Origin of the sequence: Vibrio sp. CCB-PB317 (assembly GCF_022808245.1) — a bacterium.
In the GTDB taxonomy this organism is placed as follows: Bacteria; Pseudomonadota; Gammaproteobacteria; order Enterobacterales; family Vibrionaceae; genus Vibrio; species Vibrio diabolicus.
In genome coordinates this window covers 635,180-660,843 of the sequence record NZ_JALGNU010000001.1, presented here as the reverse complement: position 1 = coordinate 660,843, position 25,664 = coordinate 635,180, and the positions used below count along the sequence as shown (strand labels likewise).

At 46.0% G+C, this 25,664-nt stretch carries 16 protein-coding genes and 1 other annotated feature; of the genes, 8 read left to right on the top strand and 8 right to left on the bottom strand.

The window, feature by feature from the left end:
- Window positions 1-20 precede the first annotated feature (20 nt).
- Both thrA and thrL read right to left on the bottom strand, forming a co-directional pair.
- Window positions 21-2,480 carry a bifunctional aspartate kinase/homoserine dehydrogenase I gene (gene thrA / locus MTR11_RS03100; protein WP_074192050.1) on the bottom strand — a complete coding sequence of 820 codons (2,460 nt, stop codon included), beginning with the start codon at window positions 2,478-2,480 and terminating at the stop codon, window positions 21-23.
- 53 nt (window positions 2,481-2,533) lie between these two features.
- Window positions 2,534-2,653 (bottom strand) — a sequence feature (Thr leader region).
- Window positions 2,589-2,666, bottom strand: a complete 78-nt coding sequence (thrL, locus tag MTR11_RS03095; protein ID WP_074192076.1) for a thr operon leader peptide — start codon at window positions 2,664-2,666, stop codon at window positions 2,589-2,591. It overlaps the preceding feature by 65 nt.
- Window positions 2,667-3,091: 425 nt before the next feature.
- Between thrL and MTR11_RS03090 the strand changes: the two genes are divergently transcribed.
- Complete coding sequence (locus MTR11_RS03090; protein ID WP_047009097.1) at window positions 3,092-3,562, top strand: hypothetical protein; 471 nt, start codon at window positions 3,092-3,094, stop codon at window positions 3,560-3,562.
- On the opposite strand, the gene MTR11_RS03085 is transcribed toward MTR11_RS03090, so the two are convergent.
- Together MTR11_RS03085 and MTR11_RS03080 are read right to left on the bottom strand one after the other, a co-directional pair.
- Window positions 3,559-4,041 (bottom strand): putative 4-hydroxy-4-methyl-2-oxoglutarate aldolase, encoded by a 483-nt coding sequence (locus MTR11_RS03085; protein ID WP_243327001.1) that lies wholly within the window; start codon window positions 4,039-4,041, stop codon window positions 3,559-3,561. The two genes, MTR11_RS03090 and MTR11_RS03085, sit on opposite strands and share 4 nt — an antisense overlap.
- Window positions 4,042-4,096: 55 nt before the next feature.
- Window positions 4,097-4,504, bottom strand: coding sequence for a DUF3293 domain-containing protein (locus MTR11_RS03080; RefSeq protein ID WP_031780532.1), 408 nt, complete (start codon window positions 4,502-4,504; stop codon window positions 4,097-4,099).
- 361 nt (window positions 4,505-4,865) lie between these two features.
- Here MTR11_RS03080 and arcA point away from each other — a divergent pair, with 361 nt between their 5' ends.
- On the top strand, window positions 4,866-5,582 hold the full coding sequence (gene arcA, locus MTR11_RS03075) for a two-component system response regulator ArcA (protein WP_005381824.1): 717 nt from the start codon (window positions 4,866-4,868) through the stop codon (window positions 5,580-5,582).
- Window positions 5,583-5,665: 83 nt separating this feature from the next.
- Here arcA and MTR11_RS03070 read toward each other — a convergent pair whose 3' ends face one another.
- The 4 genes from MTR11_RS03070 to MTR11_RS03055 all read right to left on the bottom strand — a co-directional run bounded on the left by MTR11_RS03070 (window position 5,666) and on the right by MTR11_RS03055 (window position 11,456).
- Entirely contained in the window at window positions 5,666-6,115 is a 450-nt protein-coding gene (locus MTR11_RS03070; RefSeq protein ID WP_006742686.1) for a hypothetical protein, read from the bottom strand.
- Window position 6,116: 1 nt separating this feature from the next.
- Window positions 6,117-8,471: an aerobic respiration two-component sensor histidine kinase ArcB gene (gene arcB / locus MTR11_RS03065; protein ID WP_005396314.1), complete on the bottom strand. Its 2,355-nt coding sequence runs from the start codon at window positions 8,469-8,471 to the stop codon at window positions 6,117-6,119.
- Window positions 8,472-8,712: 241 nt separating this feature from the next.
- A complete protein-coding gene (locus MTR11_RS03060) occupies window positions 8,713-10,461 on the bottom strand; it encodes a diguanylate cyclase domain-containing protein (RefSeq protein WP_243327000.1) in 1,749 nt (582 codons plus the stop codon).
- Window positions 10,462-10,496: 35 nt separating this feature from the next.
- Window positions 10,497-11,456 (bottom strand): TIGR01212 family radical SAM protein, encoded by a 960-nt coding sequence (locus MTR11_RS03055; protein WP_134647764.1) that lies wholly within the window; start codon window positions 11,454-11,456, stop codon window positions 10,497-10,499.
- Between the two features lie 551 nt (window positions 11,457-12,007).
- On the opposite strand from MTR11_RS03055, the gene gltB (MTR11_RS03050) reads away from it, so the two are divergent.
- From gltB (MTR11_RS03050) to mtnN, 6 genes are all read left to right on the top strand, one after another.
- The gene (gene gltB / locus MTR11_RS03050; protein WP_243326999.1) at window positions 12,008-16,558 is read left to right on the top strand and encodes a glutamate synthase large subunit; all 4,551 of its coding nucleotides are present in this window, start codon (window positions 12,008-12,010) and stop codon (window positions 16,556-16,558) included.
- The gene (locus MTR11_RS03045) at window positions 16,558-18,027 is read left to right on the top strand and encodes a glutamate synthase subunit beta (RefSeq protein WP_243326998.1); all 1,470 of its coding nucleotides are present in this window, start codon (window positions 16,558-16,560) and stop codon (window positions 18,025-18,027) included. Before gltB (MTR11_RS03050) ends, MTR11_RS03045 begins: the two co-directional genes overlap by 1 nt.
- A 450-nt stretch (window positions 18,028-18,477) precedes the next feature.
- On the top strand, window positions 18,478-22,941 hold the full coding sequence (gene gltB, locus MTR11_RS03040) for a glutamate synthase large subunit (protein ID WP_243326997.1): 4,464 nt from the start codon (window positions 18,478-18,480) through the stop codon (window positions 22,939-22,941).
- A 20-nt stretch (window positions 22,942-22,961) separates the two neighbouring features.
- Window positions 22,962-24,374: an FAD-dependent oxidoreductase gene (locus tag MTR11_RS03035; protein WP_005396322.1), complete on the top strand. Its 1,413-nt coding sequence runs from the start codon at window positions 22,962-22,964 to the stop codon at window positions 24,372-24,374.
- 91 nt (window positions 24,375-24,465) lie between these two features.
- Window positions 24,466-24,894 (top strand): DUF1499 domain-containing protein, encoded by a 429-nt coding sequence (locus MTR11_RS03030; RefSeq protein ID WP_243326996.1) that lies wholly within the window; start codon window positions 24,466-24,468, stop codon window positions 24,892-24,894.
- Between the two features lie 63 nt (window positions 24,895-24,957).
- The gene (gene mtnN, locus MTR11_RS03025) at window positions 24,958-25,653 is read left to right on the top strand and encodes a 5'-methylthioadenosine/S-adenosylhomocysteine nucleosidase (RefSeq protein ID WP_005396324.1); all 696 of its coding nucleotides are present in this window, start codon (window positions 24,958-24,960) and stop codon (window positions 25,651-25,653) included.
- Window positions 25,654-25,664 lie beyond the last annotated feature (11 nt).

Genomic DNA, 25,664 nt, shown 5'->3' with positions numbered 1-25,664 from the left:
ATCACTTGAACTCATTCTTGTTATACCCCTAGTTTCCAACCTAAAGTACGCATCACGTCAGAGAATACACCCGCAGCCGTTACCTCAGTACCTGCGCCATAGCCACGCAACACAAGTGGGATTGGCTGGTAGTAACGGCTGTAAAATGCCAGTGCGTTTTCACCGTCTTTGATTTTATACATCGGATCGTTTTCATCCACCGCAGCGATGCTTACTGTGCACTTGCCTTCGTTAATTTCACCAACGTAACGCAGTACTTTGCCTTCTTCTGCTGCTTTAGCCGATAACTCTTTGAAGTAAGCGTCCGCTTCTGGGAGACGCGCCATAAACTCATCAACACTGCCTGAATCATCAAAGCCTGGCGGTAGCGCTTGGTCAACAACAACGTCTTCAAGCTCTAGTGACATGCCCGCTTCACGAGCCAGGATCAACAGCTTACGCGCGACATCCATACCAGACAGATCATCACGAGGATCTGGTTCAGTAAAGCCATTTTCTTTTGCGATATTCGTCGCTTCACTTAAGCTCATTCCTTCATCTAACTTACCGAAAATATAAGAAAGAGAACCCGAAAGAATACCGCTGAAACGCTCCAGTTCATCGCCTGCAGAAATTAGGTTTTGCAGGTTTTCAATAACCGGTAGGCCTGCACCTACGGTTGTTTCATACATCAATTTACGACGGGAGCTACGAGCCACATCGCGAAGCTGATGGTAGTACGCCATGCTTGCTGTGTTTGCTTTTTTGTTTGGTGTTACAACATGAAAACCTGCCGCTAGGAAGTCGGCGTATTGTTTAGCAATGTCTTCACTGGAAGTACAATCAACCAATACTGGGTTGATAATATGATTGCGTTGTACCAAAGAAATCAGACGCGCTAGGCTGAACTCTTCTGTTGCTGCTGACATACGATCACGCCAGTGCTCGAGCGGCAAGCCTTCGCTATCAAGCAAAAGACCTTTGCTATTTGCTAAACCACAAACTCGAATCACAATGCCTTTCTCAGCAAGTTTGACTTGTTGGCGTTCGATCTGATCCACCAGCTCGCCACCCACACCACCAACACCAACAACGAACACATCGAGGAAGTGTTTCGAGTTGAATAGGTTTTCGTGACACGCTTTGATCGCCTCAGAAATTTTGTCTTCTGGAATAACGGCAGAAATCGCACGTTCTGATGAGCCTTGTGCTATCGCCACGATATTCACGTTCACTTCAGCAAGAGAAGAGAAGAAGCGAGAAGCCACACCACGCGATGTGCGCATACCGTCACCAACAAGCGTAATGATTGAAACATTATCAATAAACTCGACCGGTTCTAGTAAGCCATCTTTCAGTTCTAGCTCGAACGCATCTGCCAGCACTTGCTGCGCTTTCGCTTTATCTTCAGCCTCAATACAGAAGCTGATGCTGTATTCAGAAGAAGACTGAGTGATCAGAACAATAGATACACCAGCAGAAGACATCGCACCAAATACACGGCTCGCCATACCTACCATCCCTTTCATACCAGGGCCTGATACGTTAACCATGGTTAGGTCGTTAAGTGTTGTTATACCTTTGATCGCAAGATTATCTTCACCAGTATCTTGGCCGATAAGAGTACCTGCACCTTGAGGGTTAAAGCTGTTTTTGATCAGACATGGAATGTGGAATTGAGCAATAGGGGCGATGGTTTTCGGGTGCAGAACGGAAGCACCAAAATAAGAAAGCTCCATCGCTTCTTGGTAGCTTAGTGATTTAAGTAGGCGAGCATCTTCGACTAAACGTGGGTCACAGTTGTATACACCATCAACGTCGGTCCAGATTTCACAGCAGTCTGCGCGTAAACAAGCTGCAAGAACCGCTGCCGAGTAGTCAGAGCCATTACGACCCAGCGTGACAAGCTCTCCTTTTTCGTTGCCAGCTGTAAAGCCCGGCATAATGTTCACGTGGCCCTGAGGAAGGGGGTTTTGACGGAAGTTTTGCGTTGAAATATCCACATCAACCATAGCTTCAAGATGATCACCTTGGGCATACAGATACTCGACAGGATCGATCAAGCTCGCTTGTTGTCCCTTCGCCTCCAAGACGGCTTTCATCAACTGAATGGAAACACGCTCACCTTTACTGATAATGCGTGCATTTACGTTGTTTGGGCACATACCTAATAGATTGATGCCGTGAACAAATTGACGTAATTGAGATAGCGAGGTTTTCACTTGGTTATCGAAAGCTGAACCATCAATATTGGGTAGTACTGCTTGGATTTGAGTGAATAGCGTTTTAAACGATTCATCCAACTCTTTGATTTGCAGCTCTGCTTCACCATTGCGCAACGCGCCTTCAATGACCGCAACCAACTTATTTGTTGTTTTACCTGGGGCTGAAAGAACAACCGCCACTTCTTCTTGTTGAGCGTTATTGGCAATGATGTCTGCCGCTCTTAAAAAGCGATCTGCATCAGCTAGTGATGAACCGCCAAACTTCAATACTCGCATCCCTTCCTCCGGTATATCTTCTCAAACTTGTCTAAATTCTGGATAAAAAAGCATAAAAAAAGGCCTGTATCTTGTTGGATACAGGCCTTTTTTGTGAATTTCTTTCGCTCAGCAGCCTGCCCCAACATGTGTCGTGTCGGTAATAATAATGGTCGTGGTCATTACTACTAGGCTGTTAGATGGCATAAATAAATATTCAACGTTAATTGTGTTTGCTTAACTCTACGTTTACCGAGTTTCCGATTCATAGTCAACAAAAAATTGTTTGTTTTTCAGTCTTACAGCGATTTCTGCTAAGCAATCTTATTGATATTTAAAGCTAAATGGATGTTATTGCTCGTTAGGAAATCTGTCGCTTATTTTTGTAGGGGGCTCATCCCATCGTCATCAGTCTCACTTTTTACTCCATAACTAGTCTGATCTTCGTCATAAAGCGTAAGATCAAATTATGAAAGGGAGTTGTTGACACTTAACAACAACTTAATTGTGACCTATGTTCACAGGATCGAATTATTTAGAAAATAGGTGAGCTAGCTTTCATATTCTATGCTTTAATAGTGAGAAGCTTTGGGCACATACTAATAAAAAAGTTGACACAAGGAGTGGTGAGCATGAAAAGAGGGCTTTTTCTGTTGCTGTTTTTTGTGTCTGGCGTTTGTCTAGCAAACGAGCTTCCGCCTCTTCCAGGCAAAGCATCCCCTTCTCCTCATAAACTATTTATTTCCAGCGACAGCTATCAATCTGACAGTTTCGATGTTTGGAATATCGACACGGGTTATGCGTACGAACTCTTTGACTCAGTAGACGTTTACGTCGGTGCACGAGTCAACAACTCTCCAACCCAAAACCAAAGCGGTTTTTTGAGTGGGATCAGCTATCACTTCAATGATCGTGTCACACTAAAAAGTACGGTTCGCTCTTACAAGAATGAGACTGCGGAAGGTATTCGCCAAGAAGACAGCAGCCTCGCAGCTGAAGTTTCAAGTCGCGTAAAAATCACCGATAAACTGGATCTTCACGCGACTCTTGATTACCAAGATTGGCAACAAGGTATTGAGGTAGGTTTAGGCTTTCGTTTTTAGAAGTCTAATTTTTGCTTTGAAATCAACACACCATTCCAATCAGCGTACACATAATGCTTCGGCTGCACGATTTGGTTTTGCATCGTTAAAGTCACATTGACCTCTCCCATACCTCGCTTCTCTGTCTTAAACGGATTGGTACCAAGTGCTTGCACGCCAATGTCCATCTGAGATATTTGTGCTACGTCGCGTATTGCACCATAGACAATAATGCCTTCCCACCCATTTTCTATTCCGAGTATTGCTAATTGATCGCCAAGCAATGCTTTCTGACACGAACCATGTCCGTCAACAATCAATACTTTCCCCGTTCCATCTTCGCCCAGTACTTCACGTACTTTTGAGTTGTCGTGATAGCAACGCACTGTGATAATTTCTCCGTAAAAAGCGGTGCGTTGACCAAAGTTCTGCAGTGGCAAAGTAAGCAGGGTAACTTGGTCTTCAAATTGGTCACAAATATCGGGTGTAATGTCTCTCATATTTCCTCCGTGAATTTTCTCACCCAAGCAGTGCTTCGGTGAGTAGTATCCTTTCCTATACGAGTCGAGGCTTAAGGGAGCCTAACTTATGCAACACTTTCGGCTGTGAGCACGCAATAAGGTAAAGTTGATCATCAATGACGTAGTAAATCGCGTTTTGTTGAAAGTCATTCGCCAATGCGACCGCCGCCTCTGGTGATAACTCGACGGCAAAGCTTTCCTCATACCATGTAAAAGAGCTGTCACCTACTGTGATAGGCGCGTAATTAACGTGCTGTAGCAGTGTTTCTAATGCTTGATTGCTTATGCAGTTCTCTTCTTTGGACCGCAAATTACTGTATGGGTTCCAAGCGGTTATCACAGCGTAGTTTGAAACGCACCACTCGGCCTCGAATCTGAAAAAAGATTCTGAATAAGCATTCCATAACGATGCGTCTATGTTCGTATTACTTTTTTCTATCATAAGTCTTAAACGATTAATAACAGTTACATTTCATCAATTGATATAAATCAACAAACTGAATGGAATTAACATTTGAGCATTGTTAGCATGCTGTTAACAATATAAAATCCGCTCCATATCTTAGGGTGTTTACGTTTCAGGCCCCACAGAAAGCAGGAAATGAAAGGTAAACAAGCCCTTTAGAATAAACGTCGCCATTGGATACTGGTGAGTTGGCAAAATTCCATGGAGGGCGGATAACTGAAAGAAGTGTTTTTTTGATCAACTTGATTTATTATCAAAATCACATTACCTGTATGTTATATTTTTGCCTAGAATTTATTCTATTAGCACAATTTTGTCACAAATTTAGGTACCGCCAATGCAAACCCCGCAGATTCTTATCGTTGAAGATGAGCAAGTAACTCGTAACACTCTTAAGAGTATTTTTGAAGCAGAGGGATACGCTGTTTTTGAAGCCAGTGACGGTGAAGAGATGCACCAAGTGTTGTCTGACAACTCAGTCAACTTGGTTATTATGGACATTAATCTTCCAGGCAAGAATGGCCTTCTGTTAGCGCGTGAACTACGCGAACAAGCGAACATTGCTTTAATGTTCCTGACAGGCCGTGACAATGAAGTGGACAAGATCCTAGGTCTTGAGATTGGTGCAGATGACTACATCACTAAACCATTCAACCCACGTGAACTGACTATTCGTGCTCGCAACCTACTTAGCCGCTCAATGAGCTCTAACGCGGTGCAAGAAGAGAAACGCTCAGTAGAAAAGTATGAATTCAATGGTTGGGTACTGGACATCAACAGCCGCTCTCTAGTAAGCCCTGCTGGTGATAGCTACAAGCTCCCTCGCTCTGAGTTCCGAGCTCTACTGCACTTCTGTGAGAACCCAGGTAAGATTCAAACTCGTGCCGATCTTCTTAAGAAGATGACTGGCCGTGAACTTAAGCCGCATGACCGTACTGTAGACGTAACGATTCGTCGTATTCGTAAACACTTTGAGTCTGTTTCAGGTACTCCTGAAATCATCGCGACTATCCACGGCGAAGGTTACCGCTTCTGTGGCGATCTAGAAGACTAATTGAATCGCTAATACGCAAAGGGCTTGCTCATTGAGCAAGCCCTTTTATTTTGGGTTTAGCAATTAGCGGATAATCACTGAATCTAATAAACCTTGTTAATCTTCACGTACTTTTCCACTAACCAGCGCTGTTTACCTGCGTCGTCTAAAAGTACCGCGATATCAACCGACTTTTCTGTGTCCGCGTCTACCTGAGACGTGAAGGCTACTTCCCATTGGCTCTCACTATGAGTTCGAGTTTCTAAAGAGTCTTCATCCACCCACCACTCTTTTTCTCCTTGCTTGATGATAAGCGCTTCGGCAGTCAGGTTGGCTGGGAGTAACTGGTCTCCTTCAAGGTAAAGTGATCCTTGAATGCTTTGCTCTTGTACTTCCCCAACAGTCGGCATCAGGTTCACCCATAAGTTACTTTTTAGCTCGACATTCACCTGGTTAATCGTAATCTGACTGTTTTGTTGCCAGTTCACACTTGGAACGGAACTGCAGCCTGCCATCAATGCTATAACCAACGCCAACGGTGCGATTTTTTTCATGTTATTTCCTTTGTTCCAACCAACTTTTGAGGACTTGAATATCGTTTTGGTATTCATTTTTGATCTCTTCAACCCAGTCTGAAATGTTTTCCCACCATGCTGGCATATCGGGAGATTGCGCTTTCTGCGCCACACTTTGGATACGTTTGAGGCCAATCGAACCTGCAGCGCCTTTAATTTTATGCGCTTCAGAAACAATCCCATCTTGATCTTTTGCCGTCATGTTTGAGTCTAAGACATCAATATAGTCTGGCATCATGTCTTCAAACATTTTTATGCTGTCGTAGACCGGCTTGGCACCAACAATGTCGACGTAAGACTCTAACATATCCATATCGAGCAAGTGTGTCTCAATCACAGGAGAAGGAGTCGGCTCTTCCACTGTTTCTGGAATGCTCTCAGGTTGCTCTTGCGGCTCTACCTGATGCGCGAAGAACTTATCAATTACAGACTGAATGGCATTCACAGCAAGCGGTTTGCTGATGGCATCATCCATGCCGTTATCTAAATATTCACGACGATCTTTCATCACATTAGCTGTTAGGGCGACCAATGGAGGCAGATTGTTATAATGCTCGCGATAATAATTTGCGACATCAAACCCCGTCATATCAGGCAACTGAATATCCAACAACGCCAAGTCATATTTTTCCGGCACAAAGTTCACGAGCGCTTCTTGTCCCGTCATTGCCACGGTAACGGAGTGCCCTAAGCTCTCAAGCAACGATTTGGCCACGGTGACGTTAAGCTCAATGTCTTCGACCATAAAGATGTTGAGATGCACATTATCGCGTTTTGCATCAATGACAGGTTCTTCGAGTTCCACAATAGGAACGTGAATCGATACGGTAAAAGTACTACCAAAACCCTCTTCACTAGCGACAGTAATGTCACCATCCATCATATTGATCAGCTGTTTTGACACCGCCAGGCCTATACCAGTCCCGACAGCATGTAGGTTGTCTTTACCTGATTTCACTTGGTAATACATGGCAAAGATTTTATCGAGCTCGTCTTCTGGTATGCCAATACCCGTGTCTTCCACCTCCATAATAATGGTCGCAAAATCGTCTTCGACATCCGCGCTCACCGTCATCACAACGCCACCTTCTTTGGTAAACTTCATTGCGTTGCTGACCAAGTTCCAAATTACCTGACGCAAACGGGTCGCATCCACTTCAATTGCTTTTGGTAAATCACTCAAACGTTCTAAGTCAAAACGCAGCCCTTTTTGCTCCGCCATCAAAGCAGAGATGCTTTCAATCTCAGCGACGAAGTCTTCGAAGTTAAGTGGCGCAGGTAATAGTTCTAGCTTGCGGCGATCAAACTTATCCATATCGATAATATCGTTGAAGATGTTACCTAGCGTAATCGCACTCACATTGATGGTCTGCATGTGTTTGCGCTGCTCTTCTGTCAACGGACTATCGAGAAGCATGCGACTTAAGCCCACAATGCCATTTAGTGGCGTTCGCAGTTCATGACTGATGGTTGAGATGAAAGTAGTTTTATCACGGCTTGCTTTCTCTAATGACTCTTCATGACGTTTACGTTCAGTGATATCACGGCCAAAACCTACCAATCCAAGGTGACGACCATCTTTGCTGTAAAACGGCACTTTACGCAGTTCAAAGTAGTGCTTGCGTCCATCAGGATACTCTAGCCACTGCTCGTAAGTGATGGCTTGATTATCGGCGAAGACCTTTTGGTCAGTATCAACGATGTGCTCAGCGATTTCTTTGCTATAAACATCCCAAGGGCTTAATCCGACTAACTGGTGCTCTTTTTTGCCCGTTAGCTCTTCCATTGCCCGGTTACAACCGGAGAACACACCATCGGCATTGCGGTAGTAAATTAAGTCTGGCGAGGCATCAATAAATGAACGCAGTAGTGCAGTGCGTTCCGCAAGCTCTAACTGAGTACGCTCTCGTTGGAACACCTCGTTTTCGAGATCTTGCATCGCCTCTTCACGAGCTTCTTCTGCTTTAATGCGCTCTTCAATTTCTTGGTTGAGCTTTTCGATGTTTTGTTGCAATTGATAATTCAGTTCTTGGTCTCGCGAGCGCATGTCTTTCAGTTTGGACACCAACTTGGTTAAACGCTGGCGAGACTCTTCTAGCTGATCAACAACAACAGAAAGAAAATAAACCGCCCAAGGTGTAATCAAGAGACCAAAAAACACTGAACGGACAATGTCGATATCGTCGACTCGCCCCTTGAGAGCTAAAGTAATCCCCACCTGTACCACAACGGCTAATGCCACCAGCGCAAGGGCCAGCAAAATCGAGAAACGAACAATCCCCAGTTTGACTAGCAAGTCGACATAATACTGGGCGAGATTTTTCATGGGTTTCATTAACTACTCCATGGTGCTGGCTAGATGTTGCCCTTCAATGATAAAAAACGAGCAGACATATTCGGCCTAACGCAATTTAGGTCTGTGTGATTAGTGAAAAATACGTAGTGCGAACTGTGCTTGCTAAACAAGATAAAAAGATAAGTTAACCAACGAACGCACAGGCTTAGGTAAGTTTAACGTGTTTGATACGGCGATTTAAACAATCAGCTATCAACTTAGAGCAAGCGGTCACAAAGCGTTAGCAAGAACTTGGGTGAATACAGGTGCGATTACGTCCATCCGCTTTGGCTTGGTATAGCGCACTGTCAGCCATGGCAATACCCATTTCCGGTTCATCACCATGTTGAGGAATATAAGAGACAAGACCGATACTGACCGTGAGACGTTCCGATGCTTCTGAGCTGTCGTGCTCCATATCGAGTTGTCGAATTTTTTCATGAATACGCTGCGCTACATTGCTCGCACCTTCCGTTGTGGTATTCGGCAGGATAAAACCAAACTCCTCACCACCATAACGCGCAACACAATCCGAAGAGCGATTGATGACTTTTGTGAATACGGTAGCAACACTGACCAATGCTTCATCACCTTGCTGATGGCCGTAACAGTCGTTGTAATCTTTGAAAAAGTCGATGTCACACAACATGATAGTGAGCGGCAGCTTTTCGCGGGCATGGTGGTACCATAGTACCTGCAGTTGTTCATCGAAGCGGCGTCGGTTCGATACCTGAGTTAAGCTATCCATAAAGCTCAACTTTTCTAACTCTAAATTGGCTCTCTCCAACTTTTGTTCGGCAAGGTAACGTTCAGAAATATCACGCGCCATGATCAACACACCATTCGTTCCTGAAGCTTTATCTTTAAAGGGCGATTTCACCACATCAAACCACGTACTTTTGCCATCACTGCTAACGACTTTATCTATGTATCGGACAGGTTCTGACTGACGCAATGCATCTAAATCACTAGCAGCTAAGCGAGCGTACATCTCTTCAGGAATGACATCTTGAAGGCGCTTACCAATCAAATCAGACACGTCTGAAATACCTAATGCATTAACGAACGGTTTATTACACGCTTGATAGACCATATTCTCATTGAAGATACCGATAGAGTCAGGGCTAGCGTCAAGAATAGTCTGTAAGATGGTATCCCTTTGCGCCAACGCAACTTCTGTATCTTTACGGCGCTCCATTTCATCTCTCAGGTTCTGCTGCATTTTGTGCCACTCGGTCACATCATGACTAATGGATAATGTACCGATCAGCTCACCACTCGGTGACACAAGGGAATTTTGATTCACTTCCAATAAGCAACTGCGACCTTGTGGATCCGTCGTCCACTTGCGCTCACTCTTTCTGCTAGCCTCACCCATGGAAACCTTTGATGCGCAGGCTTCTTCCCTTCGCCCTTCCCAAAATTGATCAAATGCTCGGTTCGTCGTTAATAAATTCCCTTGGCGATCTTGGGTACAAATTAACTCAGAGAGTGAGTCTAGTGCCGAACGAGCAATCGTTAATTGCGCAAGCTCTTGTTGCTGCTCTTGATGAGTGGCTTGATATGGCTGCGCGTAGATGATCCAAACACGGTGATTGCGCAGCAAACTCTTTCTTCCTGACAACTCCACCTTGATAGATTCGCTTTCAGATAAGCGCCAATCAAATACCTGCTGGCTAAAATGACGACTAGAGACACTGTCGAGAAACGACTCAAGCTCACGAATATCGAATAAAGCGGGATACAAATATCCCGTACCTAAAGAGCGAATACCTAATAACTGCATCGCAGCTTGGTTAGATAACAAGATCTGAGCATGGCCACTATCCAGCACTATGACTGGATAGGGTGAATCCGTTACGAGTTGCTTAAGTGATGTTTGAAAGTGCAAATAGATCAGTGCTAACGCGCACACGCTAGCAATTAATAACAAGACGACATAGCCATAACCGCCTTGACCATCCCAAAGCCAATTGAGTAACTGATCCATCGTTTAAACCTTTAAAGAAAACTGGTTAAAATATATCAGTTATTTATTGAGCGATCTGCTATTAATTCCGGTTTAGTATAGATAAAAGCGTTTCCCGTTAGGCTTCCTTGAGCACCATGTTCACTGAGGGCTCGACCAATTTCAGTCATCGCCAGCCAGCGATTTTCACACCACAGTGGCGATAATAAGGTAGGTCTACGAGCTGCTGATGAAACGCGATGGTAAATCACGTCCGGTGGCGTCATACGAATCATCTCACTGGCAATTGCGACATATTCTTCTAGCTCTGGCGCCTCTAACCGTCCTGCACGCCACGCTTTCGCCATGGTGCTGCCTTCCACAATATGCAAGCCATGTAACTTAATGCCATCCGTGCCCACGGCTAACACTTTTTGCAGCGTCTCAATATTATCGTCGCGGCTTTCTTTCGGTAATCCAACAATTAAATGAGTACAAACCTTGATTCCGAGTGTTCGCGCGCGCTTAGTGATTTCGGCATAACATTCGAAATCATGACCGCGATTGATGCGCTTAAGGGTGTCGTTATTAGCGGTTTGAAGTCCTAACTCTAGCCAAATTTCATAACCTTGCTGTACATAGTCAGACAGCAAATCTAATACGGCATCAGGCACGCAATCTGGACGAGTCCCGACACACAATCCCACAATATCAGCCGCTTTTAGTGCTTCTTCATACATATTTTTCAGCACTTGCACTTCCGCATAAGTACTGGTGTAAGCCTGAAAATAAGCGAGATACTTCTTCGCTCGATGAATTTCGCCCGCACGATCTTTCAACTGATCGTGAATACTCTTTATCTGTACTTCTTCATCCGCAAACGAAGCCACATTACAAAAAGTACATCCTCCCCGACCAATAGTGCCATCTCGGTTAGGGCAACTAAATCCACCGTGCAACGTTAGTTTATGGACTTTTTCACCGTATCGACGCTGAAGATCTTGGCCGATTGTATTGACCAACTCATGTAACTGCATAAATTCTCACCAACAATGAACCGTAATCAATCTCACTACGATCTGTGTAAATAAATTACATCCCTGCAAGAAAAAACACACAATACTAGTCAATTCAAACAAACATCATACGGCTCAAAATCAATAAACCTGCATAAATACAGATAAAAAACGTTCATGTTGCGTAAATGTTAAACTAAAAATGCATAATTAAACGAAAAATTGGGTCACAACGTCGACTTTTTCATTGCATTCTGAAGTGACAAAATTGTAGGATACTTACACAACCCCGTTATTTTTGTGACTTTTATTACAAAGTACACTGCGGGATTTGTCGGTGTTATCCCACTCCTACCTATATAAATCACTAAATAGTGGCAATAAATAAAGGGATACCACCAAGGATTGTTTTTCTCGCAAAACTTTTCCTGCGAGATACGGAAAGGAATCAAGATCGGTCAACCTAGATCGGTGGCGATAATAAATATAAAGGACAAGACGTAATCAATGGTCTAGGTGGCATTTGCCTGCCTGGTGCTTTTGCGTCGACATTGAACTGGAAGGATGTATCTATGGTAGATAGAGAGCAAAATCCACAGGGTCTATATACTCCTGAATTGGAGCATGACGCGTGTGGTATCGGTTTTGTTGCTCACCTTAAAAACCGTAAATCTCATGAAGTAGTGACTCAAGCATTGGATATGCTAGCTCGCATGGAGCACCGTGGTGGTCAAGGTTGTGATCCATGCAGCGGTGATGGTGCGGGTATCTTGCTACAAAAACCTCATGAATTCCTATTAGAAGAGGCCGTTAAGCTCGGCATTAAACTACCTTCATTTGAAAAGTATGGTGTGGGTGTCGTACTTTTCCCGAAAGACGAATACAAACGCGAGCAATGCCGTGACATTCTAGAACGCAACGCTCAGCGTCTAGACCTTGAAGTTATTGGCTACCGCGTATTGCCAACCGATAACTCAATGATCGGTGCCGACCCGCTAAGCACAGAGCCTCAGTTTGAGCATGTGTTTATCTCTGGTGGTCCAGGTATTACACCTGAAGAGCTAGAGCGCAAACTGTACGTACTTCGTAACTACACTGTACGTGTTTGCCTAGAAAGCGTTTCGAACATTGGTGATGACTTCTATATTAACTCTATGTCTTACAAGACATTGGTGTACAAAGGTCAGTTAACGACCGAGCAAGTACCTCAGTACTTCCTTGATCTGCAAAACCCGACCATGGTGACCGCACTGGCACTGGTACACTCTCGCTTCTCTACCAACACCTTCCCGAAATGGCGTCTTGCACAGCCTTTCCGTTACATTGCCCACAACGGCGAAATCAACACCGTTCGCGGTAACTTGAACTGGATGAAAGCCCGTGAGGCGATCATTGAATCCGATCTATTTACCCAAGCTGAAATCGACATGTTGCTTCCTATTTGTCAGGAAGGCAGTTCGGATTCATCTAACTTTGACATGGCACTTGAGCTCCTAGTTCTTTCTGGTCGTAGCCTGCCGCACGCATTGATGATGATGATCCCGGAAGCATGGCAAGAAAACAAAAACATGGATCCTAAGCGTCGCGCGTTCTATCAGTACCACGCGAACATCATGGAACCATGGGATGGTCCGGCTTCAGTATGTTTTACTGATGGTGTTCAAGTTGGTGCGACACTCGACCGTAACGGTCTGCGCCCTTCTCGCTACACAGTGACCAAAGATAACTTCCTAGTAATGGCATCAGAATCTGGTGTTGTGGATATTGAGCCAGAGAACGTTGAGTTCCGCGGTCGTCTACAACCAGGTCGCATCTTCGTTGCAGACTTAGAGCAAGGTCGCATCATCTCTGATGAAGAAGTGAAAGACACCATCGCAACGGCACAGCCTTACGAAAAGTGGGTAGAAGAAAACCTACTAAGCTTGAAGAAGCTGCCAGATGCGAGCAACCAATTCAGCCAACCTAAGCCAGAACATCTTCTACACCGCCAACAAGCGTTTGGCGTAAGTACTGAAGAAGTGAACGAAATCATCGTTCCAATGGCAAATGAAGGTAAAGAGCCATTATCAGCAATGGGTGCCGACTGGCCTCTTGCAGTGCTATCTCATCAGTCGCAACATCTTTCAAACTACTTCAAGCAGCTGTTTGCACAGGTAACTAACCCACCGATCGATCCGATCCGTGAGCGTATGGTGATGTCGCTGAACACTTACTTGGGTAAAGACCAAAACCTTCTGACTGAAACACCACTTCACTGTCAGAAAGTCGAATTGGAATCGCCTGTTCTTGCGAACTCTGAGCTTGAGAAACTGCGTGCTATTGACAACGAGCATCTTCAGGCGAAGACACTGGATATCGTATTCCAAGCCAGTGAAGACCAAGGCAAGCTTGAGCGCGCACTAAAACGTATCTGCCAATACGCAGAAGACGCGGTTATTGATGGTTACTCAATCATCCTGCTAACTGACCGCGCAGTGAACTCAAACCACGCGGCGATCCCAGCAATGCTGGCAGTTGGTGCAGTGCATCACCACTTGATCCGCAAAGGTCTACGTGCGAAGTGTGACATTGTGGTTGAAACCGGTGACGCGCGTGAAACGCACCACTTTGCAACCCTTATTGGCTATGGTGCAAATGCGGTTAACCCTTACCTAGTTATCGAAACTATCATTGAACTACAACGCACGAAGAAGCTGGATCCAGAAGCGAACCCTCGTGATCTGTTCAACAACTACCGTAAAGCGATCAATGGCGGTCTTCTGAAGATCTTCTCGAAGATGGGTATCTCAACCCTGCAGTCGTACCACGGTGCGCAAATCTTCGAAGCCTTAGGTATTCATAAGTCAGTGGTAGACAAGTACTTCACAGGTACAGTTTCTCGTATCCAAGGTCTCACCCTTGACGATATTGCTAAAGAAGTGCTCGTTCGTCACCGCATCGGTTACCCACAACGCGAAATCCCAATTCAAATGCTGGATGTGGGTGGTGTGTACCAATGGAAACAGCGTGGCGAGAAGCACCTATTCAACCCAGAAACCATTTCTCTACTGCAAGAGTCTACACGCAACAAGAACTACGATCAGTTCAAGCAGTACGCGACAGCAGTCGATAAACAAGGTGACAACGCGGTAACGCTACGTAGCCAGCTAGAATTCATTAAGAACCCAGCTGGTTCTATCTCTATCGACGAAGTCGAACCAATTGAAAGCATCGTGAAACGCTTCGCGACCGGTGCTATGTCTTTCGGTTCTATTTCTTACGAAGCACACTCCACATTGGCTGTTGCGATGAACCGCCTTGGCGCAAAATCGAACTCTGGTGAAGGTGGTGAAGACCCAATGCGTTTCGAGCGCAAAGAGAACGGCGATTGGGAACGCTCTGCAATCAAGCAGGTAGCTTCGGGTCGTTTCGGCGTAACCTCTTACTACCTAACCAACGCTGATGAGCTACAAATCAAGATGGCTCAAGGTGCGAAACCAGGTGAAGGTGGTCAGCTACCAGGCGATAAAGTAGATAACTGGATCGGTGCTACACGTCACTCAACTCCGGGCGTCGGTCTTATCTCGCCGCCACCACACCACGATATCTACTCAATCGAAGATTTGGCTCAGCTTATCTACGATTTGAAGAACGCGAACCGCGCGGGCCGTGTAAACGTGAAGCTGGTATCGGAAGCTGGCGTAGGTACGATCGCTTCCGGTGTAGCGAAAGCGAAAGCGGACGTTGTACTAATCGCAGGTTTCGACGGTGGTACTGGTGCATCCCCAATGTCTTCAATCCGTCATACTGGTCTTCCTTGGGAACTTGGCTTGGCAGAAACGCACCAAACGCTACTGAAGAACGGTCTACGTAACCGTATCGTGGTTCAAGCGGACGGTCAGATGAAGACACCTCGTGACCTTGCTGTGGCAACACTACTAGGTGCAGAAGAATGGGGCGTGGCAACCGCAGCCTTGGTGGTTGAAGGTTGTATCATGATGCGTAAGTGTCATAAGAACACCTGCCCTGTTGGTATCGCAACTCAGAACAAGACGCTTCGCGAGCGCTTTGATGGTCGCGTAGAAGACGTCGTAACCTTCTTCCAATACATGGCACAAGGTCTACGTGAAATCATGGCTGAACTTGGCTTCCGCACTATCGATGAGATGGTCGGTCAAGGCCAGAAACTGCGTGTTCGCCAAGACGTTTCTCACTGGAAATACAAGAACCTAGATCTGTCTCCTGTTCTACACGTTGAACAGCCACGTGAGTCAGACGGTATCCATAACCAAACGCAACAGAACCACAATCTTGAATCGGTACTAGACCGTAAGCTGATTCAAGCAGCGATTCCTGCACTCGAGAAAGGCGAAGCGGTGAATGCCGAGTTCCCTATCGTCAACACGGACCGCTCTGCAGGTACCATGTTGTCGAACGAAATCTCGAAAGTGTACAAAGACCAAGGTCTACCTCAACCAATGAACGTGAAGTTCAAAGGTTCAGCGGGTCAGTCATTCGGCGCATTCCTAGCTAAGGGCGTGAAGTTCGAAGTAGAAGGCGACGCGAACGACTACTGGGGTAAAGGCTTATCTGGCGGTACGTTAGTACTTTACCCAGACGCAAAATCAAGCATTGTCGCGGAAGACAACATCGTGGTTGGTAACGTGTGTTTCTACGGTGCTACTTCGGGTGAGTCTTTCATTCGCGGTATGGCTGGTGAACGTTTCTGTGTTCGTAACTCAGGTGCGAAAGTAGTAGTAGAAGGCGTCGGTGACCACGGTTGTGAATACATGACGGGCGGTGCAGCAATTATCCTTGGTTCAACAGGTCGTAACTTTGCCGCAGGTATGAGTGGCGGCGTGGCTTACGTATGGGATAAATCAGGTGACTTTGAGTCAAAACTGAACCCAGAGTTAGTAGACCTAGATCCAATCGAGCAAGAAGACAGAGATCTATTACTCGACATGCTAACTAAGCATGTTCAATTCACAGGAAGTGAAGTCGCTCAGTCTTTCCTAGACAACTTTGAAGCAAGCCTAGCCTCTATGGTTAAGGTAATGCCGCGTGACTACAAAGCGGTGCTTCAAAAGCGTAAAGCTGAAGCACAGTCTCAAGGAAACGAAACTCAAGTGGAGGCCGTATAATGGGTAAGCCTACTGGATTTTTAGAGCATGGTCGTGAACTACCACAGAAGATCGACCCAGCTGAACGCATCAAGAACAACAAAGAGTTCGTTCTGAACGAGGAATTTGGTGACAAGATCAATACTCAAGCGTCTCGTTGTATGGATTGTGGTGTGCCGTTTTGTCATAACGGCTGCCCTATCGGTAACATCATCCCAGAGTTTAACGATGCTGTTTATCGTGATAGCTGGGAAGAAGCATGGAACATTCTAAGCTCAACCAATAACTTCCCTGAGTTTACTGGTCGTGTTTGCCCAGCTCCATGTGAAAGTGCTTGTGTACTTGGCATCAACCAAGACCCTATCACCATCTGTAACATCGAGAAAACCATCGTAGAAACGGCGTATCGTGAAGGGTATGCCAAGCCAAAAACGCCACGTTCTCGCACTGGCAAAACCGTTGCGATCATTGGATCTGGACCTGCTGGTCTTGCGGCTGCTGAGCAGCTAAACAGCGCAGGCCATACTGTGACGGTATTCGAGCGAGACGAGAAAGTGGGCGGTCTGCTACGTTTTGGTATCCCAGACTTTAAACTGAGCATGGAAGTCATTGATCGTAAGATCAATCTAATGGCAGAAGCTGGCATTGAGTTTAAAGTAAACCAACACGTCGGTGTTGATGTAAATGCTCAGCAATTGCGTCAAGAGTTCGATGTGGTTCTACTAACCGGTGGCTCAACGGTTCCACGTGATTTGCCCGTTCCGGGTCGTGAACTAAAAGGCGTTCACTTCGCAATGGAATTCCTAGGTCAAAACAACCGTCGCGCCAATAACATGGACCTGAAAACAGAAGAAATTCACGCTGCGGGTAAACATGTTGTGGTTATCGGTGGTGGTGATACTGGTTCAGACTGTGTAGGTACGTCAAACCGTCACGGCGCAGCAAGCGTAACTCAAGTGGAAATCATGCCGATTCCACCAGAGAAGCGCCCAGCCAATATGCCTTGGCCTCAATACCCAATGATCCTACGTACTTCGACCTCTCATGAAGAAGGTGTCGATCGTCACTGGAACATCCTGACCAAAGAGTTCATCGGAAATGACAAAGGTGAAGTCACTGGCCTTCGTCTTGCTGATATCGTTTGGCAAGATGCAAAACCAGGCGAGCGCCCAAGTTTCAAAGAAGTAGAAGGCAGCGAGCGAGTGCTCCCATGTGATATGGCATTCCTAGCAATGGGCTTCTTACACCCAGAACCTACAGGCGTGCTTGCTCAACTGGATATCGCGCTAGATGATCGCGGTAACGTAGCAACTCAAGGTTTTGCTACTAACCAAGAAGGCGTATTTGCTGCTGGTGATATGCGAACAGGCCAATCTTTGGTGGTTCGTTGTATCAACGAAGGTCGCGAATGTGCTCGTGCTATCGATGACTACCTAATGGATGGCACAAACCTAGAAGCAAAAGCAGATTCACTGATGCTTTCTGCTTAACGGAAGTATTCACGCTTCCCTCTTTCAATGCCATAAATAGCCATCAGCGATATCGATGGCTATTAGCAAAGAAAGAAAACAATTCCTTCCAATCTTTCTATTTTGACCAGCATTTTATGCTGGTCTTTTTTATTTCCCACAGAATCAAATGTTACTTTTTTGTAACAATCAATTTTCTATCTATTTGAAATCATTAAACTATTTTAGCTTATTAAATGGTAAATCGCATATTCACGTGATTATCCACTAATAACTTGACCTTTTTTACAATAAGCTATAGCTTGTGAAGTTGATGAAAATAAAACACTCAAAAAATGTTAAATATTTCACAGCTTTTATTGAATAAATATACATAAAACCATAAAGATGACGCATATTCAGTCATCACTATCAACGTAAGCAGTGTTGATATATCTGTCGGGATGACGGATAAGCAAAGGGAGAATTGCAATGGCTCTTTATGATCCAAGTCTTGAGAAAGACAACTGTGGATTTGGCTTGATCGCGCATATGGAAGGCGAACAAAGCCACAAGCTGGTTCGTACAGCAATTTCTGCACTTGACCGAATGACCCACCGTGGTGGTATTGCCGCCGATGGTAAAACCGGTGATGGTTGTGGTCTTCTATTACAAAAGCCCGATTCCTATTTACGTCTTATTGCCGAAGAAAATGGTTTCAACCTTGGCAAGCAATACGCCGTAGGGATGATTTTCTTCAACCAAGATCCGGTCAAAGCTCAACTCGCTAAAGACATCGTCAACAGAGAACTTGCGCAAGAGACGCTAACAGTGGCCGGTTGGCGTGAAGTTCCAACCAATTCAGAAGTGCTCGGTCCAATTGCGGCTAACTCGCTTCCAAATATTCAGCAAGTCTTTATCTCTGCACCGGCTGGTTGGCGAGAGCGTGACATTGAACGCCGTCTCTACATCGCACGCCGTCGCATCGAGAAACAAATCACCGAAGATCCTGATTTCTACATCTGTAGCTTGTCGACTCAAGTTTTGGTGTACAAAGGCCTGTGCATGCCTGCGGACTTGCCTCGCTTCTACCTTGATCTTGCTGATCTACGCATGGAATCCGCTATCTGTCTGTTCCACCAGCGTTTTTCTACCAATACTCAACCGCGTTGGCCATTGGCTCAGCCGTTCCGCTATCTTGCTCATAACGGTGAGATCAACACCATTGAAGGTAACCGCCAATGGGCGCGCGCGCGCGCTTACAAGTTCTCGTCACCACTGCTGCCCGATCTTCAAACTGCAGCACCATTTGTGAACGAGACAGGTTCAGACTCCTCTAGCTTGGATAATATGCTGGATCTCTTCTTAGCTGGTGGCATGGATATCTTCCGCGCCATGCGTATGCTTGTGCCGCCTGCATGGCAAAACCATCCAGATATGGATCCGGATCTGCGGGCGTTTTACGATTTCAACTCCAAGCACATGGAACCATGGGATGGCCCAGCAGGTATCGTACTGTCCGATGGTCGTTATGCTGCTTGTAATCTAGACCGAAATGGTCTGCGTCCTGCACGTTATGTAATTACCAAAGACAAGTTGATCACTCTGGCATCTGAGGTAGGGATTTGGAATTACGCCCCAGATGAAGTTGCCGAAAAAGGGCGTGTAGGTCCGGGTGAATTGCTCGTCATCGACACTCGTAAAGGTAAGCTTTGGCAGTCTAGCGAGATCGATAATGATCTGAAATCTCGTCACCCTTATCGCGAATGGATGGAAAACAACGTTCGCAAACTCACACCATTTTCTCAGCTACCTGAGGATCAAGTAGGCGAGCGCAGCTTTGATGAAGACTTACTTAAGACTTATCAAAAGCAATTCGCGATGACGAACGAAGAAGTCGACCAAGTTCTGCGTGTACTCGGAGAAATGGGCCAAGAAGCCGTTGGTTCTATGGGTGACGATACTCCAATGGCAGTGCTCTCCTCAAAAGAGCGCTTGGTAACTGACTACTTCCGCCAGAAGTTCGCTCAGGTCACCAATCCACCGATCGATCCACTGCGTGAAAAACACGTGATGTCACTGGCGACCAGTATCGGTAAGGAAATGAATGTCTTCTGTGAAACCGATGGCCACGCGCATCGCGTAACATTTGATTCGCCTGTACTGCTTTATTCAGACATGCAGCAACTGCTCGAGCTTGGTGACGATCACTACCGTAATACCATTCTAGATATCAACTACGACCCACAAGAGAAAGATCTTAAACAAGCCATTAATGATCTCTGTGAGCAAGCAGAGCAAGTCGTACGTGAAGGCACGGTTTTAGTGGTACTTTCAGATCGCGCTTTGGTCAAAGGCAAGTTACCAATTCCAGCGGCAATGGCAGTCGGCGCCGTTCAAACTCGTTTGATTGATGCGAACTTACGTTGCGATGCCAACATTGTAGTCGAAACCGCAACTGCACGTGACCCACACCAATTTGCTGTCTTGCTTGGCTTTGGTGCGACTGCAGTTTACCCATACCTTGCTTATGAAGCGTTAGGTAAACTGATTGATGATAAGGCACTAGAGAAAGACTATCGCGATGTGATGCAGAACTACCAATACGGCATCAACAAGGGCCTGTATAAAATCATGTCAAAGATGGGGATCTCAACCATCGCCTCTTACCGCTGCTCACAACTGTTTGAAGCAGTTGGCTTGAACCAAGATGTGGTCGACCAGTGTTTTAAAGGCGTCACAACTCGTATTGAAGGCGCAAATTTTGACGACTTCCAGCAAGATCTTACAAACTTATCTCGCAAAGCATGGGCGAAACGTAAATCGATTGATCATGGCGGCTTGTTAAAGTATGTCCATGGAGGTGAGTATCATGCTTACAACCCGGATGTTGTCGGCACGCTGCAACAGGCCGTTAAATCTGGCGAAAGTAACGACTATCAGAGCTTTGCTAAGCAGGTAAACCAACGCCCTGTTGCCATGCTGCGTGACTTAATGTCGCTGAAAAAATCAGACTCACCGCTGCCACTAGAGCAAATAGAACCACGCACTGAACTGTTCAAACGCTTCGACTCTGCGGCCATGTCCATTGGCGCACTTAGCCCTGAAGCGCATGAAGCACTCGCGACTGCGATGAACCGTCTTGGTGGCTATTCAAACTCCGGTGAAGGTGGTGAAGATCCTCGCCGTTTCGGCACTGAACGTAACTCGCGCATCAAGCAAATTGCTTCAGGCCGATTTGGTGTCACGCCTCATTACCTTACTAATGCGGATGTACTACAAATCAAGGTAGCGCAAGGAGCTAAACCGGGTGAAGGTGGTCAGCTACCGGGACACAAAGTCACCGCAGAAATCGCCAAGCTACGTTACTCCGTGCAAGGGGTGACGTTAATCTCTCCTCCTCCACACCACGATATTTATTCTATTGAAGATTTGGCCCAGCTGATCTTCGACCTTAAACAAGTCAACCCGAATGCGCTGGTTTCGGTAAAACTCGTCTCCGAGCCAGGTGTCGGCACCATCGCAACGGGCGTAGCAAAGGCTTACGCTGATCTTATTACCATCTCGGGTTACGACGGTGGTACTGCAGCAAGCCCATTAACTTCGGTAAAATACGCAGGTAGTCCATGGGAATTAGGTCTAGCAGAGACGCAACAAGCACTGGTTGCTAATGGTCTGCGTCATAAGATCCGCCTACAGGTAGACGGTGGTCTAAAGACTGGTCTAGACGTGGTTAAGGCCGCGATTCTTGGTGCGGAAAGCTTCGGATTTGGTACCGCGCCAATGGTTGCTATGGGTTGTAAGTTCCTGCGAATTTGTCACCTCAATAACTGTGCAACAGGGGTTGCGACTCAAGACGAAACGCTGCGTAAAGAGTACTTCAAAGGCTTACCTGAAATGGTGATGAACTACTTCACCGGACTGGCAGAAGAAGTGCGCGAGCTGCTTTCTGAGCTAGGAGTTGAAAAACTGACGGACTTGATTGGTCGTACCGATTTACTTGAAGCAGTAGAAGGCTTTACCGCGAAGCAAACCAAATTGGATCTATCCAACATTCTAGAAGCTCCCGTCTCGCCTGAAGGTCATCCGCTGTTTTGGACAGAGCCAAACAAACCGTTTGATAAAGCTGAGCTCAATCAAAAGATCATTGATGATGCCATGCATGCGGTAGAAAACAACCAATCAGCAAGTTTCTTCTACAATGTCATCAACACTGATCGTTCTGTGGGTGCTCGCTTATCTGGCGAAATAGCGAAGCGCTATGGCAACCAAGGATTGGCGGCTTCCCCTATCAAAATCTATCTTGACGGCACTGCCGGCCAGTCGTTTGGCGTTTGGAATGCGGGTGGCGTAGAGCTTTACCTCACAGGTGATGCGAATGACTACGTAGGGAAAGGCATGGCAGGCGGCAAGATCGCCATTAAACCTCACTTAGGTACAGCGTTCAAGTGTCATGAAGCCACCATTATTGGTAACACGTGTTTGTACGGCGCAACGGGCGGTAAACTGTTCGCGGCAGGTAAAGCGGGTGAGCGTTTTGGGGTACGTAACTCAGGTACGATTGCCGTCATTGAAGGTGCGGGAGATAACGCTTGTGAGTACATGACAGGCGGTATTGTTGCCATTCTAGGTGCAACAGGCGTGAACTTTGGTGCAGGTATGACCGGAGGCTTTGCCTATGTTCTGGATGAAAACCAAAGCTTTGAAGGTCGAGTCAATACTGAATCTGTCGAAGCCATTTCATTGTCCGATCTATACATCCACCAAGAGCATTTGCGCGGCCTGATTGCGGAACACCTTGAAGAAACAGGGTCGAGCCACGCAGAAAATATTTTGGCGAACTTTGATGAATGGATTCCAAAGTTCTATTTGGTGAAACCACAAGCGGCAGATCTTCGCACGCTACTTGGTCACCAGAGCCGCAGTGCCGCTGAGCTGCGCGTTCAAGCCCAGTAATCATGGAGGATGTTTGAATCATGAGTCAGAACGTTTATCAATTTATCGATGTTCAACGCGTAGATCCTGCGAAGAAGCCGATCAAAGTTCGTAAGATCGAGTTCGTTGAAATCTACGAGCCGTTTACTAAGCAACAAGCCACTGCGCAAGCAGACCGCTGTTTAGATTGCGGTAACCCATATTGTGAATGGAAGTGCCCAGTACACAACTACATCCCTCAATGGCTAAAACTGGCAAATGAGGGACGTATTCTTGAAGCTGTTGAGCTATCGCATCAAACCAATAGTTTACCTGAAGTATGTGGACGCGTTTGTCCTCAAGACCGTCTATGTGAAGGTTCATGCACGCTTAATGATGACTTTGGTGCCGTCACCATCGGTAATATAGAAAAGTACATTACCGACAAAGCCTTTGAAATGGGCTGGAAGCCAGATATGTCCAAGGTGGAGTGGACCGATAAAAAAGTCGCAATCATTGGAGCTGGCCCAGCAGGCTTGGCAGCCGCTGATATCCTAGTGCGCAATGGCGTTAAGCCAGTCGTGTTTGACCGCTACCCAGAAATCGGCGGACTACTGACTTTCGGTATCCCTTCGTTCAAGCTTGAAAAAGGGGTAATGGAAAATCGTCGCCGTGTGTTCACTGAAATGGGCGTCGAGTTCCGCATGAACGTGGAAGTCGGTAAAGATGTACAAATGCAAGATCTAATCGATGAGTACGATGCCATTTTCTTAGGCGTTGGCACCTATAAATACATGCGTGCAGGACTAGAAAATGAGGATGCGCCGGGTGTGTATGACGCGCTGCCATTTTTAATTTCGAATACCTACAAAGTCATGGAGCTTGAGAACAACCAACCTTTTATCGACATGGCAGGAAAGAAAGTGGTCGTGCTTGGTGGTGGCGATACCGCAATGGACTGTGTACGAACCTCTATTCGCCAAGGAGCCTCCAATGTGATTTGTGCTTATCGTCGTGACGAAGCCAACATGCCAGGTTCACGTCGAGAAGTAAAAAACGCTAAAGAGGAAGGCGTGAAGTTTATGTTTAACCTGCAACCACTCGGTGTGGAGGTCGACGCTTCAGGTAACGTATCGGGCGTTAAAGTGGTAAAAACCGCTTTAGGTGAGCCCGATGATGCAGGTCGTCGCAGACCAGAACCAGTGGAAGGCAGTGAACATGTATTGCCTGCAGATGCCGTGATCATGGCATTTGGTTTCCAGCCACACAAAATGGACTGGTTAGAACCGTATGGTGTCGATTTAGATCAATGGGGACGTATCAAGGCACCTGTTGAGCAAGCGTTCATGTACCAAACCAGCAATGCGAAAATCTTCGCTGGCGGTGATGCGGTCCGTGGCTCAGACCTCGTCGTAACCGCCATTGATGAAGGGCGAAAAGCGGCAGAAGGCATTCTTGATTACCTAGAAGTCTAATCACAGCTAACATCACAAAAAGGATCCTATTATTGGATCCTTTTTCTTTTGTATCCATATAATTAGAAACAAAATTATAAGAGTAAATACAATGAAAAAAGCCGCTCTCCTTTCCATCACTTTACTCAGCCTTACAGCCTGCTGCCAAGGAGTCACCAGTATGCCAGATCGTTCTCAATCACCTTGTGGTGACAAACCAAATTGCGTTTCAACTCAGGACTCAAGAGACAAGTTTCAATTAGCACCTTTTTTGCTCACTGAATCCGCAACGTTAGATGCCATTGAGCAAGCTGCGCTTCAACTTCCTGGCGCAAAAACCGCGGTAAAAGAGGGCGATTACCTTCGGATAGAATGCACATCTAAAATCATGCGCTTCGTGGATGACCTCGAATTAAAAGTAGCAGGAGACAAACTGATTGTTCGCTCAGAGTCACGTGTGGGCTATTCTGACTTTGGCGTAAACAGAAAGCGCGCCGAACAATTACGAGAAAAGCTCACTCAAGCTAAGCTCATCAAATAGAAAACTGCTCACGGGGAGTGCTATACTCTCGGCCAACTAAAATATTTACCGAAAGAGAGTGTTATGAAAGTTGGTATCATCGGTGCGATGGAACAAGAAGTGACCATCCTGAAAGAAGCAATCACAAACTGCAAAACCGTAAATAAAGCAGGTTGTACGTTTTTCTCTGGTCAAATTAATGATGTAGAAGTAGTCGTACTACAATCAGGTATCGGTAAAGTTGCAGCTGCAGTAGGCACTACCATTCTTCTTGATGAATACCAGCCAGATGTTGTGATTAACACAGGCTCTGCTGGTGGCTTCGATTCAAGCCTAAATCTAGGTGATGTTGTTATCTCAACAGAAGTTCGTCATCACGATGCAGACGTGACCGCTTTTGGTTATGAAATTGGCCAAATGGCTGGCCAGCCTGCTGCATTCAAAGCGGATGAAAAGCTAATGGATTTAGCAGAAAAGGCACTAGCGCAAATGGAAAACACTCATGCAGTTCGCGGCCTGATCTGTACTGGTGATGCATTTGTTTGCACCGCTGAACGCCAAGAGTTTATTCGTAAGCACTTCCCATCCGTTATCGCGGTAGAAATGGAAGCATCTGCTATCGCTCAAACTTGTCACCAATTCAACACGCCGTTTGTTGTTGTGCGTGCAATCTCTGATGTCGCTGATAAAGAGTCACCAATGAGCTTTGATGAGTTCCTACCGCTAGCAGCAAAAAGCTCTTCTGAAATGGTATTCAAAATGCTGGAACTCATTAAGTAAACGACTCATTC